The organism is Brevundimonas fontaquae, assembly GCF_017086445.1.
In the GTDB taxonomy this organism is placed as follows: domain Bacteria; phylum Pseudomonadota; class Alphaproteobacteria; order Caulobacterales; family Caulobacteraceae; genus Brevundimonas; species Brevundimonas fontaquae.
The window spans coordinates 2,399,805-2,413,028 of the sequence record NZ_CP070968.1; the positions used below are offsets into that span (position 1 = coordinate 2,399,805).

The 13,224-nt window shown below is 66.6% G+C and carries 11 protein-coding genes; 7 read left to right on the forward strand and 4 right to left on the reverse strand.

The genetic code is table 11. The features are described from left to right. Window positions 1–9: 9 nt before the first annotated feature. The 3 genes from JX001_RS11745 to JX001_RS11755 are packed head-to-tail and all read right to left on the reverse strand — an operon-like array spanning window position 10 to window position 2,279. Window positions 10–366 (reverse strand): DUF1996 domain-containing protein, encoded by a 357-nt coding sequence (locus JX001_RS11745; RefSeq protein ID WP_241004629.1) that lies wholly within the window; start codon window positions 364–366, stop codon window positions 10–12. Then, window positions 324–782, reverse strand: a complete 459-nt coding sequence (locus JX001_RS11750; RefSeq protein WP_205681152.1) for a DNA polymerase III subunit chi — start codon at window positions 780–782, stop codon at window positions 324–326. Before JX001_RS11750 ends, JX001_RS11745 begins: the two co-directional genes overlap by 43 nt. 21 nt (window positions 783–803) lie before the next feature. Beyond that, window positions 804–2,279, reverse strand: coding sequence for a leucyl aminopeptidase (locus tag JX001_RS11755; protein WP_205681153.1), 1,476 nt, complete (start codon window positions 2,277–2,279; stop codon window positions 804–806). Between the two features lie 143 nt (window positions 2,280–2,422). Here JX001_RS11755 and JX001_RS11760 point away from each other — a divergent pair, with 143 nt between their 5' ends. The 7 genes from JX001_RS11760 (at window position 2,423) to JX001_RS11790 (ending at window position 11,541) form a co-directional block, all read left to right on the forward strand. Continuing rightward, complete coding sequence (locus JX001_RS11760; protein WP_205681154.1) at window positions 2,423–3,559, forward strand: LptF/LptG family permease; 1,137 nt, start codon at window positions 2,423–2,425, stop codon at window positions 3,557–3,559. Continuing rightward, window positions 3,556–4,689 carry an LPS export ABC transporter permease LptG gene (gene lptG / locus JX001_RS11765; protein WP_205681155.1) on the forward strand — a complete coding sequence of 378 codons (1,134 nt, stop codon included), beginning with the start codon at window positions 3,556–3,558 and terminating at the stop codon, window positions 4,687–4,689. Before JX001_RS11760 ends, lptG begins: the two co-directional genes overlap by 4 nt. Window positions 4,690–4,797: 108 nt before the next feature. Beyond that, window positions 4,798–7,161 carry an LPS-assembly protein LptD gene (locus tag JX001_RS11770; RefSeq protein ID WP_241004630.1) on the forward strand — a complete coding sequence of 788 codons (2,364 nt, stop codon included), beginning with the start codon at window positions 4,798–4,800 and terminating at the stop codon, window positions 7,159–7,161. A gap of 72 nt (window positions 7,162–7,233) precedes the next feature. Continuing rightward, complete coding sequence (locus tag JX001_RS11775) at window positions 7,234–8,601, forward strand: peptidylprolyl isomerase (protein WP_241004631.1); 1,368 nt, start codon at window positions 7,234–7,236, stop codon at window positions 8,599–8,601. Beyond that, entirely contained in the window at window positions 8,598–9,602 is a 1,005-nt protein-coding gene (gene pdxA, locus JX001_RS11780; RefSeq protein ID WP_205681157.1) for a 4-hydroxythreonine-4-phosphate dehydrogenase PdxA, read from the forward strand. The genes JX001_RS11775 and pdxA overlap by 4 nt, the downstream gene beginning before the upstream one ends. A gap of 8 nt (window positions 9,603–9,610) precedes the next feature. After that, entirely contained in the window at window positions 9,611–10,420 is an 810-nt protein-coding gene (gene rsmA, locus JX001_RS11785) for a 16S rRNA (adenine(1518)-N(6)/adenine(1519)-N(6))-dimethyltransferase RsmA (RefSeq protein WP_205681158.1), read from the forward strand. Continuing rightward, a complete protein-coding gene (locus tag JX001_RS11790; protein ID WP_205681159.1) occupies window positions 10,417–11,541 on the forward strand; it encodes a pyridoxal phosphate-dependent aminotransferase in 1,125 nt (374 codons plus the stop codon). Before rsmA ends, JX001_RS11790 begins: the two co-directional genes overlap by 4 nt. Here the strand turns inward: JX001_RS11790 and JX001_RS11795 are convergent. Next, entirely contained in the window at window positions 11,538–13,169 is a 1,632-nt protein-coding gene (locus JX001_RS11795; protein ID WP_241004632.1) for an ATP-binding protein, read from the reverse strand. The genes JX001_RS11790 and JX001_RS11795 overlap by 4 nt on opposite strands. Window positions 13,170–13,224: the final 55 nt, after the last annotated feature.

The window sequence follows — 13,224 nt, forward strand, 5'->3', positions numbered from 1 at the left end:
GCGTCGGGCTCAGCCGCAGCGGACCTGTTCGATGATGCCGGTCTGTTCGTTGTAGAAGATGTTCAGACGATAGGCGGAGAAGTCCTGCGTCACCGGGCAGGTGGTGCAGGTCACGCGCCGATTGACGACATCCACCGGCACCGGAATTTCGGTCCGGGACTTGCCGACCAGATACTGCATCTCGCCGGCCTTGCAGAAGTCTTCCGTCTGTCCGGTCGGCATGCGACTGCCGACGGGCGGGTTCAACTGGGCCTGCTCGACCGCACGCGGCGCAGGCGCCTCGGAAACCGGCGTCGAACAGCCGGCCAGCAGAACCAGTCCGATCAGGCCGCCTTTTCCCAGCGCCCTTCGTCCATTTGACGCCAATAGGCCAGGTTCGCCCCCTGCCCCTTCAACGCCTTCCAACGTCCCCGCGCATTTTGCAGAGCCGGCTCGTCCCGACCGTCGAAAATAATGAAGCATCGTTCGAAACCCTCCGTCACGCCCAGTTCTGCGTCGTCGACTATGAACAGCGCCTGAGCGCCGTTCAGGTTCTCGCCTGTCTCGCTCAACAGCACAGGCTGGCGCTCGGCATGGGGCTGGTCGGCCCGGCCATGCGGCAGGAAACTGTCATCGCGAAACGTCCACAGCGTCTCGTCGACCTCATCCAGTCGGTGCGAATGCGACGATTTGATCATGGCCCGCCAGCCCCGCTCGATTGTCTTTTCGAGCAGGGTTGGCAGCACCTGATCCAGCGACGAACGCTCCAGGTGATAGAACCAGATTTCGGGCTTGTCGCTCACCCGGCTCTACCTCTCGACCGATCAGCCTTCGTAGGAATCCGCGACCATTCGGTCCAGCGTGCGCACAGCGAAGCCGACGCCGCCTTCCGGCACGGTGGGGCTGGGGCTCTTGTTGGCCCAGGCCGTAGGGGCGATGTCCAGGTGCGCCCACGGCACGCCGTTGGTGAAGCGTTGCAGGAACAGGGCGGCGGTGATCGAGCCACCGGCGCGGCCGTTGCCGGTGTTCTTCACATCGGCGATCTTGGAATCGATGTGCTGCTCGTAGATGGCCGGGATCGGCATGCGCCAGAAGTTCTCGCCGACCTTCTTGGCCGCCGCCAGGATCGGATCGGCGACATGATCGGAGTTCGAGAAGACGCCGGCGTAATCCAGACCCAGGGCCACGATCATGGCGCCCGTCAGGGTGGCCAGGTCGATCATGAACTTCGGCTTGAAACGCTCCTGCGTGTACCAGAGGGCGTCGGCCAGAACGAGGCGACCTTCGGCGTCGGTGTTGATGACCTCCACCGTCTGACCCGACATGGACACGACCACGTCGCCCGGACGCTGGGCGTTGCCGTCCGGCATGTTCTCGACCAGGCCCAGCACGCCGATGACATTGGCCTTGGCCTTGCGGCTGGCCAGGGCGATCATGGTTCCGGTCACGGCGGCCGCGCCGCCCATGTCCCACTTCATGTCTTCCATGCCGTCCGCCGGCTTGATCGAGATGCCGCCGGTGTCGAAGCAGACGCCCTTGCCGACGAAGGCCAGCGGCTGAGCGCCGGCTTCGCCGCCGTTCCACTTCATGATCGCAAGCTGGCTTTCGCGACGGCTGCCTTGGCCCACGCCCAGCAGGGTGCGCATGCCCAGCTTCTCCATCTCGGCCTCGCCGAGGATTTCGACTTCAAGGCCCAGGCTCTCCAGCGCCTTCACCCGCTTGGCGAACTCGGCCGGATACAGGACGTTGGCGGGCTCGGACACCAGATCGCGCGCGAAGATCACGCCGTCGGCCACCGCCGACAGAGGCTCCAGCGAGGCTTCCGCACCACGCAGGTCGGTCGTGACCACGCGGATGGCGGTGATCGACGGAATCTTGTCGGCCTTTTGCGTCGTGCGATATTTGTCGAAGCGATAGGCGGCCAGACGCGCGGCGAAACCGACGCGGGCGGCCTGCTCAGGCGACAGGTCCGAAGCGTCGATCGTCAGCACCTCGGCTCCCGACAGCTTGACCGCCGCATAGGCGTTGCCGCCGAAGGCCTCGACCGCCAGGTCGTCCAGCTTGTCCTTGGCGCCGGCGCCCACCAGCAGCACGACGTCCGCCTCGACGCCCGCCGGCGCGGCGATGCTCAGGCTCTGCCCTGCCTTGCCGGTGAAACGGCCCTTGCCCGCCGCCTTGGTCAGGGCGCCGTTGGCCTTGCCGTCCAGCGCGGTCCCGGCGGCGGTGAAGGTGCGATCTTCAAAAACCGGAACAGCCAAAATCTCGGCGGCGTCCACGGCGGCGACGAATTCGATCTTCATTCAATCAACTCCAGCCAGGCCCCACCCGGCGTCTGCAAACAGCAAAATGACAACGGCGCGTCTGCTTGTCGCGGACGCGCCCTGATGTGCTACTAGATGCGCCTCAATATCGCCGCCTGCAACCGGGCGAAGTCCATCCGCCCATGACCCTGATTCAAAGATACCTTTTTCGCCAGATCCTGTTCCCTGTGATCGCCGCGTGCGCAGCGCTGGCGGGAATCGGGATTCTGAGCCAAAGCCTCGACCAACTCCAGGTCATCGTGGAGCGCGGTCAGAGCGTGTGGATCATGGTCAAGCTGACCCTGCTCGCTCTGCCGCAACTGCTGTCAGTGATTCTGCCGATCGGCCTTTTCGTCGGCGCCCTGATCGCCCTGACCCGTCTGCAACGCGAACAGGAGCTGACGGCGGCCTTCGCCGGGGGCATGACCCGGTGGCAGGTCATATCCCCCGCCGCCCGCATCGCCGTGCTGGTCGCCCTGGTCACCTTGCTGGTCAACGTCTTCATTCTGCCCTGGGCGCAGCAGGAGGCGCGGCGACAGGCGTTCGACATCCGCACCGACCTCGCCGCTCTATTGGTCGAGGAAGGCCAGTTCGTTCAGGGGCCTGACGGCCTGACCGTCTATGTGCAGCAGATCGAGCAGAACGGTCTGTTGAAGAACCTGTTCGTCTATCTGGACGACAAGGAGAAGGTCACGACCTGGAACGCGTCTGAGGCGCGCTTCAGCCGCGACGTCGGCGGCATTCCCATTCTGATCATGATCGACGGTTCGGCCCAACGCTATTCGTCGGGCGGCGTGCTGGAGACGCTGTCGTTCGGGCGATACGATTTCTCTCTCGCGCCCTTCGTCGGGGTGACCGACACCATTCGCTACAAGCCGACCGACCTCTATCTGCGCCAGCTGCTGAACCCGACGGCCAAGGTGCTTGAGGTCGCCGGCTCGCGCGGCGAACTGCTGGCCGAGGCGCATTCGCGGCTGGCCTCGCCGCTCTACGCCATGGTCGCCATGGCCCTGGCGCTTTCGGCCATCTTGGGCGGCGCCTTCAGCCGCACCGGCTATACCTTGCGCATCGCCAAGGCGGCGGGCCTGTTCCTGGTCCTGCGCGTCGTTGGCTATGGCCTTGTCGCCGCCAGCGCCTGGAACGGCTGGATGAACGTGCTCCAGTACGTCGTGCCGATCGTGGCCATCGTCGTCGCCCTGCGGGTTCTGTTCCGCGCGCTGAAGCCGCGTCGCAGCCGGACCACCGCCGCCCTGCGCGATCTGAAGGCCAAGTTCGCATGACCGCCGTCGCCGCCCGTCGCTCGCCGCATATCCCCCGTCTCGGCGGCATCGAACGCTATGTGCTGGTCCAGCAGTTGAAGTCGCTGGGCGTGGCCCTGGCCGTGATTTCGGCCCTCGTCATGCTGATCGACTTTGTCGAGGTCTCGCGCGGCGTCGGCTCGGCTCAGGATTTGTCGGCCGTGCGCATTTTCGGCCTTGTGCTGCTGAAGTCGCCCTCGGTCATCGTGCAGTTGATGCCGTTCGTCTTCCTGTTCGGCACCCTGTCGGCCTTCATCAGCCTGAACCGACGCAGCGAACTGATCGCCATGCGCGCGGCGGGCGTCTCCGCCTGGCGGTTCGTCCTGCCGGCGGCCGGCATGGCCTTTGTCCTGGGCGTGTTGACCGTCACTGTGTTGGGTCCAATGGCGTCGGCCGGCGACGGTCTGTGGCAACGCGAGCGCGCGCGCATTTCCGGCACGGCGCCCGGCGGCGACCCCAAGGAGGCGATCTGGCTGCGCGAGGGCGACGATCAACGCCAGATGATCATTCGCGCCGGCCAGCAGGACCGCGCCAACGCCCGACTGTTGAACGTCAGCTTCTTCATCTACACGACCGCGCCCGGCGGCGGTCGCACCTTCTCCGAGCGGATCGACGCCAAGTCGGCCTCGTTAAACGCCGGCAGCTGGCGCCTGACCGACGCCGTCGGCGCCCAGATCGGCCAGCGCGCCGTCACCTATTCCAGCCTGACATTGGTCTCCAGCTTGGCGGATGACGAGGCCTTCGAGCGTTTCGCCCGGCCGCAGGCCACGCCCTTCTGGTCGCTTCCCAATCAGATCAGCCGAATCGAAAACGCGGGCTTCACCTCGACCGCCTATCGCTTGCGCTTCCAGCAACTTCTGGCTACGCCGCTGGTGTTCGCCGCCATGTCCATTCTGGCCGCCGCCTTCTCGCTGCGGCTGATGCGATTGGGTGACCTGGCGCGCATGAGCGTGTCCGCCGTGGTGCTGGGCTTCGCCTTCTTCTTCCTGAACCAGTTCTCGTCGGCGATGGGATCGGCCGAGGTCGTGGCGCCCTTCGTCGCCGCCTGGCTGCCGCCTGTTCTTACGGCGCTCGCAGCCTTGACCTTGCTGTTCTATACCGAAGACGGCTAATCGGGCGCTCGCTTCTCAGACTACGGATGGCCTATGCAGGGTGATCGGCGCTTCGACGCTTTCAAAGCAAGGCTTCTCGCCGGTGCGGCCCTAGTCGCCTGCGCGCCCTTGGCGACGCCCGCATGGGCGCAAACGACCCCTCCACCCGCGGCCGCGCCTTCCGACGGCCTGCCGCCCGAAGCGGTCTATGTGGATGCCGACAACGCGCGTCGCGAAGGCGACACCATCATCGTCAGCGGCACGCCCGAGAACCGCGCCTATGTCCGCACGCGCGGCCATGTGCTGCGCGGCGAGAACCTGTCTTATGATCTGAACGCCGGTTCGGCGACGGCCGAAGGCCGCGTCGAAGCCATCGCGCCCGATGGCACCGTGGTCTACGCCAGCCGTCTCGAGCTGGACGAAAACCTAAAGACGGGCGTCGCCGTCGATTTCGCCACGCGTCTGGCCAACGGCGCCAGCCTGATGGCCGCAACGGCTGTGCGCCGTAGCGAGAACGTCAGCGAACTGAACTACGCCCGCTTCACCCCCTGCCCGATCTGCGACGATGGCGGTCCCAGGACGCCGACCATCTCGATCCAGGCGGAAAAGGTGACGCAGGACGAGCAGTTGCGCGCGATCCTTTATCGCAACGCCGTCTTCTACATCGGGCCGGTGCCCATCTTCTACACGCCCTTCTTCGCCCACCCCGATCCCTCGGTGGAGCGGGCCTCTGGCTTCCTGGTGCCCATCGTCAACTATGACGAGGGTCGCGGCGTCTCCGTCGAGGTTCCCTATCTGCACGTCGTGTCGCCGTCCGAGGACTGGCTGATCAGCCCGCAGATCAACACCAGGGTCGCCCCGCTGCTGAACCTGCAATGGCGTCGACGGTTCGCCAACGGCATGATCGTGGCGCGCGGCGGCTACACCTACGAGCGCGAGTTCGGCGACTTCGACCGGGACGGCGACGGGAAGTTTGAAAGCAACGTCCGCTTCGGCGACCGCGAGCATCGTAGCTATCTGTTGTCGCACGGCGAATTCGATCCGGACGGCCCCTGGCGATTCGGCTTCACGGCCGAGCGCACCTCGGACAAGACGCTGTTCGACCGCTACGACGTCCGCTCTCCCTATCAGGACAACGGCCTCTACTACGGCGACCGCCGTCGTCTGATCAGCCAGACCTACGCGGAGCATCAGACCGATCGCTCTTACGTTTCAGTCGCCGCCTTCTCGATCCAGAGCCTGCGCCTGAACCCGGCCTTCGCCGCCACGGACTTCCGCGACGCCAACGGCTTCAAGGTATTCGAGGACGACGACACCCTGCCCTTCGTCGCACCGTTGATCGATGCACGCTGGGAACCGCGCGAACTGGTCTTTGGCGGCCGCCTGCGCCTGAAGGGCTCGGCCGTCTCTCTCTACCGCGACGCCTTCGTCGGCGCGCCGATCCTGAACCCGGAGATCGTTCCCGCCGTCACGACAGGTCTCGCCGGCGTCGACAGCCGCCGCATCACGGGTCAGGCGGAATGGCGCCGCGCGATCATCCTTCCCGTCGGCGTTCGCGTGGAACCGTTCGTCGACACGCGGGTCGATCTCTATTCCATGTCCGATCTGCCGCCGATGATGGGCATCGACAGCGACGAGACAGTCAGCCGGTCCCGGTTCAGCGCAGGCGTGGACATCGCTTATCCTCTGATCAAACGCATCGCCGACGCCGACATCATCCTGGAGCCGGTGGGTCAGTTGTCGGTGTCCAACAAGGTCAGCCTCGACCGCCGCATTCCCATCGAGGATTCGCAGGTTCTTGAGCTGGACGAGTCGTCGCTGTTCCGCATGGACCGCTTCTCCGGCTATGACCTGCTGGAGGGCGGCGCGCGCGTGACGGCGGGCGGTCGCGCCACCATCCGCTGGGCTGAAGGGCGCAAGGCCAGCCTATTCGTTGGCCGCAGCTATCGCTTTGATCAGCAGGACGACTTCCGCACCTCCATCCCGGACGATCCCGCACGGCTGTATGATCCGACCGGCCTTGCGTCCGAGACGTCCGACTGGGTCGTGCAGGGCGACTTCTCCCCCTCCGATCGTATCCGCAGTTGGTTCCACGCCACCGTCAACGGTTCGGGCGAAGTGCGCCGCGCCGAGGCGGCGCTAGACGGCCGCTGGGGGCGCCGCAACCTGGCGACCGTCAGCTACATTCTGGATCAGTCGAACCCGGTCGACGGACCGCTAAACCGGAACTACGAGTTCGTTCAACTGGCGGGCCAGCAATTCGTCTTCCAGAACTGGGGCTTCACCGTCGCGGGCATCGCTGATCTAAAAGAAAACCAGATCACCCGATCCGAAATCGGCGTGCTTTTCGATGACGACTGCCTGCGGTTCGAGCTGGGTTATCGTCGCGACAACACGCGTGCGCGGCCCGGCGGCGCGTCAGAAGGCGTCTATGTGCGCCTAAACCTCGCCACTTTCGGAGGTTCAGGTTATGGACAGGGCGAAATGCGTTGAGCATGACGCTTTAAGGGGCGCGACTGCCTGCCGGTTTGGCCGGCGGACCGCTGTGAGGAATCAGGACGAACAATGGGTTTGATGCGTTATTCGACGGGGGCTGCGCTCGCGGCAGTCCTCCTCGCCGGTTCGGCCTATGCCCAAACGGCGCCCGCTCCCGCGCAAGCCTCGACACCCGCGCAGAGCCCTGCGGCCGGCGCGCCGAACCCTGCGGCTGAAGAGGCGCCCACGACGGCGCGCCCCGCCCCTCAGTTCGAAATGGCCGACGGCATCGTCGCGACTGTCAACGACAAGATCATCACCGGCTATGACCTGCGTCAGCGCATGCTGATGCTGATCGCCTCGTCCCAGGTCCAGCCGACCGAGCAGAACCTGCCCGCCATCCAGCAGGCCGCCCTGAACGCCCTGATCGAGGATCGCCTCAAGGATCAGGAGATGGCCAAGTTCGAGAGCCTGAAGGTCACGGACGAGGAAGTCGACGGCGAGATCGCCGAAATGGCCCGCGCCGCCGGCACGACGCCGCAGGCCTATCTGCAGTTCCTGCAACAGGGCGGCATCCAGCCCGCCGCCTTCCGCGACAACCTGCGCACCCAGATCGGCTGGAGCCAGCTGATCCCGGGCCGTTTCAACAGCCGCGCCCGCGCCAGCACGCTTCAGGTCGATCAGGAAGTCCGTCGTCTGAACGAGGCGGCCTCCAAGCCCCAGTTCCTGCTCGGTGAAATCTATATCGACGCGGCGCGCGTCGGCGGCGCCCAGGCGGCCTTGAACGGCGCCCGCCAGCTCGTGCAGCAGATCATCCAGGGCGCGCCGTTCCAGGCCGTCGCCCAGCAATTCTCCGCCGCCCCCTCGGCCAGCGCCCGCGTGCCGGGCGATGCAGGCTGGGTCGTCAAGGATTCGCTCCAGCCGGCCGTGCAGTCGGTACTGGAACAGCTCCAGCCGGGGCAACTGTCGAACCCCATCGTCGTCGATGGCGGCGTCTATATCCTCTATCTGCGCGACAAGCGTGACGGCGCCTCGACCAGCCTGGTTTCGCTGAAGCAGGTCATGGTCGAACTGCCTGAAACCGCGTCGGAAGCTGATGTGGCCGCCGCAACCGCCAAGCTGGAAAGTCTGCGCAACGGCCTGACCTGCGACAACATCATCTCCCAGGCCCGCGCGACGCAGGGCGTCTTGGGCGCAGACCTCGGCGAATCGGATGTCGCCAACCTGGCGCCCCAGTTCCAGCAGTTCGCCCGCACCGGCGAAATCGGTTCGGTCTCGACGCCGATTCGCACCCCGCTGGGCCTGCACCTGGTCGCCGTCTGCGGTCGTCGCGTCGGCGGGCCGGAAGCGCCAAACCGCCAGCAGGTCGAAAACCGTCTGCGCGCCCAGAACCTGGCCGTGCTGGAGCGCCGCTATCTGCGCGACCTGCGCAGCGACGCCCTGATCGAGTTCAAATGACCCCAGCGGTCGCGCCTCTGGTTCTGACGCTGGGCGAACCCGCCGGCGTCGGGCCGGAGATCGTGGTCGCCGCCTGGAAGGCGTTGCGCGCCGGGCAGACGCCCTTCGCCGTCATCGGCGACGCGGCGCTGTTGCGCGCGCAAGATGTTCCCGTGGCCGAGGTCGGCGCTCCCGGCGACGCCCATGGCCTGTTCTGCTCCGCCCTTCCCGTCATCCATCGCCCCCTCCCCTCGCCGGTCCTGGTCGGGTCGCCCGATCCGGCCAATGCATCGGCCGTCGCCGACGGGATCGAGGAGGCGGTCAGCTTCGCCCTGTCCGGCGAGGCGTCCGGCGTCATCACCGCCCCCATCGCCAAGGCACCCATGTACGCCTCGGGCTTTCGCTTCCCCGGCCATACCGAGTTCATCGCCGAACTCACCGCCGATGCGCCCTACGCCGGAACGCGCGGACCGGTGATGATGCTGACGGCCCGGAACCTGCGCGCCTGCCTCGTCACCATTCACGTCGCCCTGGACCAGGTGCCGGAACTGGTCACGGCCGAGCGTGTCGCCCGCACCGCCCGCGTCGTCCACGAGAGCCTGAAACGCGACTTCGCCATCGCCCGCCCGCGCCTGGCCATGGCCGCCCTGAATCCCCACGCGGGCGAAGGCGGCGCCTTGGGCCTGCAGGAACGCGACATCCTGATCCCCGTCGCCGAACATCTCCGCGCTGAGGGCATCGACATCACCGACCCCAGACCGGCCGACACCCTGTTCCATGACGAGGCGCGCGCGACCTATGACGCGGCCATCTGCATGTATCACGACCAGGCCCTGATCCCGGTCAAGACGCTGGACTTCTGGGGCGGGGTCAACGTCTCCCTGGGCCTGCCGATCATCCGCACCTCGCCCGATCACGGCACCGGCTTCGACATCGCCGGCAAGGGCGTCGCACGTCCCGACAGCCTGATCGCCGCCATTCGCCTGGCATCGGAGATGGCGGCGGCCCGCGCCGCGCGCTAACAGGGCGTGTGACCGACCTTCCCTCTCTCCGCGAAACCCTCGACGCCCACGGCCTCTCGGCCAAGAAGAGCTTCGGCCAGCATTTCCTGCTGGACCTGAATGTCACCCGCAAGATCGTGCGCCTGGCCGGCCCGTTCGAGGGCCGCGCCGTGATCGAGGTCGGCCCCGGTCCTGGCGGCCTGACCCGCGCCCTGCTGGAATCCGACGCCGGCCCCGTGGTCCTGGTGGAAAAGGATCCGCGCTTCATTCCCTTGCTGACCGAACTGGACGACGGTTCCGGCCGTCTGAACATCGTCGAAGCCGATGCGCTGAAGGTGAAGGAGGCCGATCTGGTCTCAGGCCCGACCCATCTGGTGTCCAACCTGCCCTACAATGTCGGCACCCCCCTGCTGATCAAATGGCTGACCGGCCCGTGGCTGCCCCACAGCCTGACCCTGATGTTCCAGAAGGAAGTCGCCGAGCGCGTCGCGGCGGGGCCAGGCGAGGACGCCTACGGCCGTCTGGCCGTCATCGCCCAGGCCGTCTGCACCGCCCGCATCGTCATGCACCTGCCCGCCGCCGCCTTCACGCCGCCGCCCAAGGTGGCCTCGGCCGTCGTCCATCTGGTGCCGCTGGATGAGCGCCCGTCGCCTGAACGCCTGAAGAAGCTGGAACGCGTCACCGCCGCCGCCTTCGGCCAGCGCCGCAAGATGCTGCGGTCCAGTCTGAAACAGCTGGGCGGCGCCGCCCTGTGCGAGGCCGCCGGCATCGAACCCGACGCCCGCGCCGAAACCATCGATGTCGCGGGCTTCCTGCGACTGGCGGATGCCCTTCAATGACCGTCGAACCCTTCCGCGCCATTTCCGTCAGCCGTCTGGCGCATCAGCTCAAGAGCGAAGGCCGTTCGATCATCCACATGGAGTTCGGCCAACCCTCGACCGGCGCGCCCTCCGCCGCGATTGCGCGAGCGCATCAGGTGCTGGACGCCGACGCCATGGGCTATTGGGAAAGTCCCGATCTGCGCGGCCGAATCGCGCGCCTGTACGACGAGCGGTACGGCGTCGCCGTCGATCCCAACCGCATCTTGCTGACCTGCGGCGCCTCTCCCGCCCTGGTGCTGGCGCTCAGCACCCTGTTCAAGCCCGGCGACCGGATCGCCCTGGCCCGGCCCGGTTACGTCGCCTATCGCAACACGCTGCGCGCCCTTCATCTTGAGCCGGTGGAGATCGCCTGCGGTCCCGACACCCGCTTCCAGCTCACCGCCGCCCAACTCCAGACGCTGGATCCCGCCCCCGCCGGCGTCATCATCGCCAGCCCGGCCAATCCGACCGGCACCATCATCCCGGACGCCGAGCTGGCCGCCATCGCCGAGGTCTGCCGCGCGCGCAACATCGCCATCGTCTCGGACGAGATCTACCACGGCCTCAGCTACGTCGGCCCCACGCCCTCGATGCTGCAGTTTGCGCCCGACGCCGTGGTCATCAACAGCTTCTCAAAATACTGGAGCATGGCGGGCTGGCGCCTCGGTTGGCTGCTGGTTCCCGAGGACCGGATCGACGCCGCCCGCGCCTATATCGGCAACATGTTCCTGACGCCCCCCAGCCTCGGCCAGCATGCCGGTCTCGTCGCCATGGACGCGATCGATGAGCTGGAAGGCCATATCCAGACCTACGCCCGCAACCGCCAGCTCATGCTGGAGGCCCTGCCCGCGCTGGGTCTGCGCAAGATCGCGCCCCCCGATGGCGCCTTCTACATCTGGGCCGACATCGGCCATCTGACGAACGACAGCGTGGCCTTCTGCGAGCAGTTGCTGCGCGACACCGGCGTCGCCACCGCGCCCGGCGTCGATTTCGACCCCGTCGAAGGCCACCACTTCATCCGTTTCAGCTTCGCCGTCTCTACCCCCGAGATCGAAGACGCCTTGAGCCGCCTGCGGCCCTGGTTCGCAGCCCTGGCTTAAGCCGCCTTTGCCTGCGCCGCGGACGATGTCGCCCGGTGCAAGGCGTCGTAGAGCTTCTTTGGCTCCAGCGGCTTGGCCAGCCAATCCGTCATGCCGGCCGCATAGCAGGCCTGCACCTGTTCGGATTCCGTGCCTGCGCTGAACCCGATCACCGGCGCGACGGCGTTGGGCCCGTCCGATGCGCGCAAGCGCCGTGTCGTCTCGTTGCCGTCGATGCCGGGCATATTCACATCCATCAGCACCACGTCGAAGGCCTTCTCGGACAGCAGCGCCAGCGCCAGATGGCCGTCCGAGGCCGTGGTCAGATCGACGTTCAAGGGTTGAAGCACGAGCGCGATGGTTCGGCGATTGATCTCGTGATCGTCCACGGCCAGCACGCGAAGACGCCGAGCCAGAACGGGCGCCGCCGCCTCGTGTCCGTCCAAGGCCTGCGTCGGCTGACCCGCCGGCAGATCGACACACAGGGTGAAGGCCGCGCCCTGCCCCGGCGTGCTCTCGACCGTCAGATCGCCGCCCATCAACCGCGCCAGCTCCCGGCTGACGGTCAGTCCCAGGCCCGTCCCGCCATAGGTACGCGCTACCTCCGCGGACCCCTGCGCGAAGGGGGTGAACAGCCGGCTCATCGCCTCGGGCGCAATGCCCGCGCCTTGGTCGATCACGGTCAGGGTCAGACAGTGCTTGCCGTCCCCGCCCGGCGCCGACGCCTCGAGACGGATCGCGCCAGACGGTGTGAACTTGATCGCGTTGGACACCAGGTTGTTGATGATCTGGCGCAGACGATAGGGGTCCCCGCGCAGCCACACCGCCTCGCCGTCCACGCCCGACATCTCCAGCGTCAGCCCCTTGTCGGCCGCCGGCGCCGCCCAGAATCGCACCGTATCGCGCATCAAGTCGCCCAGTTCGAAGTCGCGGCTTTCCATCGCCATGGCGCCGGCCTCCATCTTGGAGTGGTCCAGAAGGTCGTTCAGCATGCCGGTCATCAATCGTCCGGCGTCGATGATCAGATCGGCCGTCTCGACGCGGTGTTCCTTCAACTTGCCGTCGCGAATGACATGGGCGCCGGCCAGGATGGCGCTGACGGGCGTGCGCAGTTCGTGGCTGACGATCGCCGCCATCGCCGCACGATCGGCCATGGCCGCCTGCGCCTGTTCCAGCCGTGTTTCCGCTTCCGCCCGAGATTTCACCTCGGCTTCACGTGATGCGTGCACCCGCCAATAGATGTTCAGCACCATGCCGACGAACAGGATGGCGGACAGGGTCATGACCACGACCCCGCGTGTATCGCCCTGCATCACCTTGATCACAGGCATGAAGGCCAGCGCCGCCAGATAGGGACTGCCGCCGATGAAGAAGATTCGACGCGAGGCGATGCCGGACGCGACGTTGGTCAACAGCCCGCCTGCCATCGTCAGGGCGGCGAGCGTGACCAGCGCCGGATGGTTGGTGGACCAGATGATCAGACCCATCGCGGCATAGGTGGTCGCCATCGCAGTGGTGGACGCCAGGGCGACAAACACGGCAAGCGGGCTCTGTGACGCCTCGGCGCGTCTGAACGGCGCCATGGCCCAGAGTTCGAATGCTTGCACCAGAACCGCGACCGCCAGCCACAGCGGGACCCATCGCAGCATTCCGGCTTCATTCATGGCCCAACCGACTAAGGCGGCGAGCAGAAGCCTGACCGGA

Coding starts and splice junctions, on each gene's coding strand:
- JX001_RS11755 (WP_205681153.1), bottom strand. CDS start 2,279: ATGAAGATCGAATTCGTCGCCGCCGTGGACGCCGCCGAGATTTTGGCT.
- JX001_RS11760 (WP_205681154.1), top strand. CDS start 2,423: ATGACCCTGATTCAAAGATACCTTTTTCGCCAGATCCTGTTCCCTGTG.
- lptG (WP_205681155.1), top strand. CDS start 3,556: ATGACCGCCGTCGCCGCCCGTCGCTCGCCGCATATCCCCCGTCTCGGC.
- JX001_RS11775 (WP_241004631.1), top strand. CDS start 7,234: ATGGGTTTGATGCGTTATTCGACGGGGGCTGCGCTCGCGGCAGTCCTC.
- pdxA (WP_205681157.1), top strand. CDS start 8,598: ATGACCCCAGCGGTCGCGCCTCTGGTTCTGACGCTGGGCGAACCCGCC.
- JX001_RS11790 (WP_205681159.1), top strand. CDS start 10,417: ATGACCGTCGAACCCTTCCGCGCCATTTCCGTCAGCCGTCTGGCGCAT.
- JX001_RS11795 (WP_241004632.1), bottom strand. CDS start 13,169: ATGCTGCGATGGGTCCCGCTGTGGCTGGCGGTCGCGGTTCTGGTGCAA.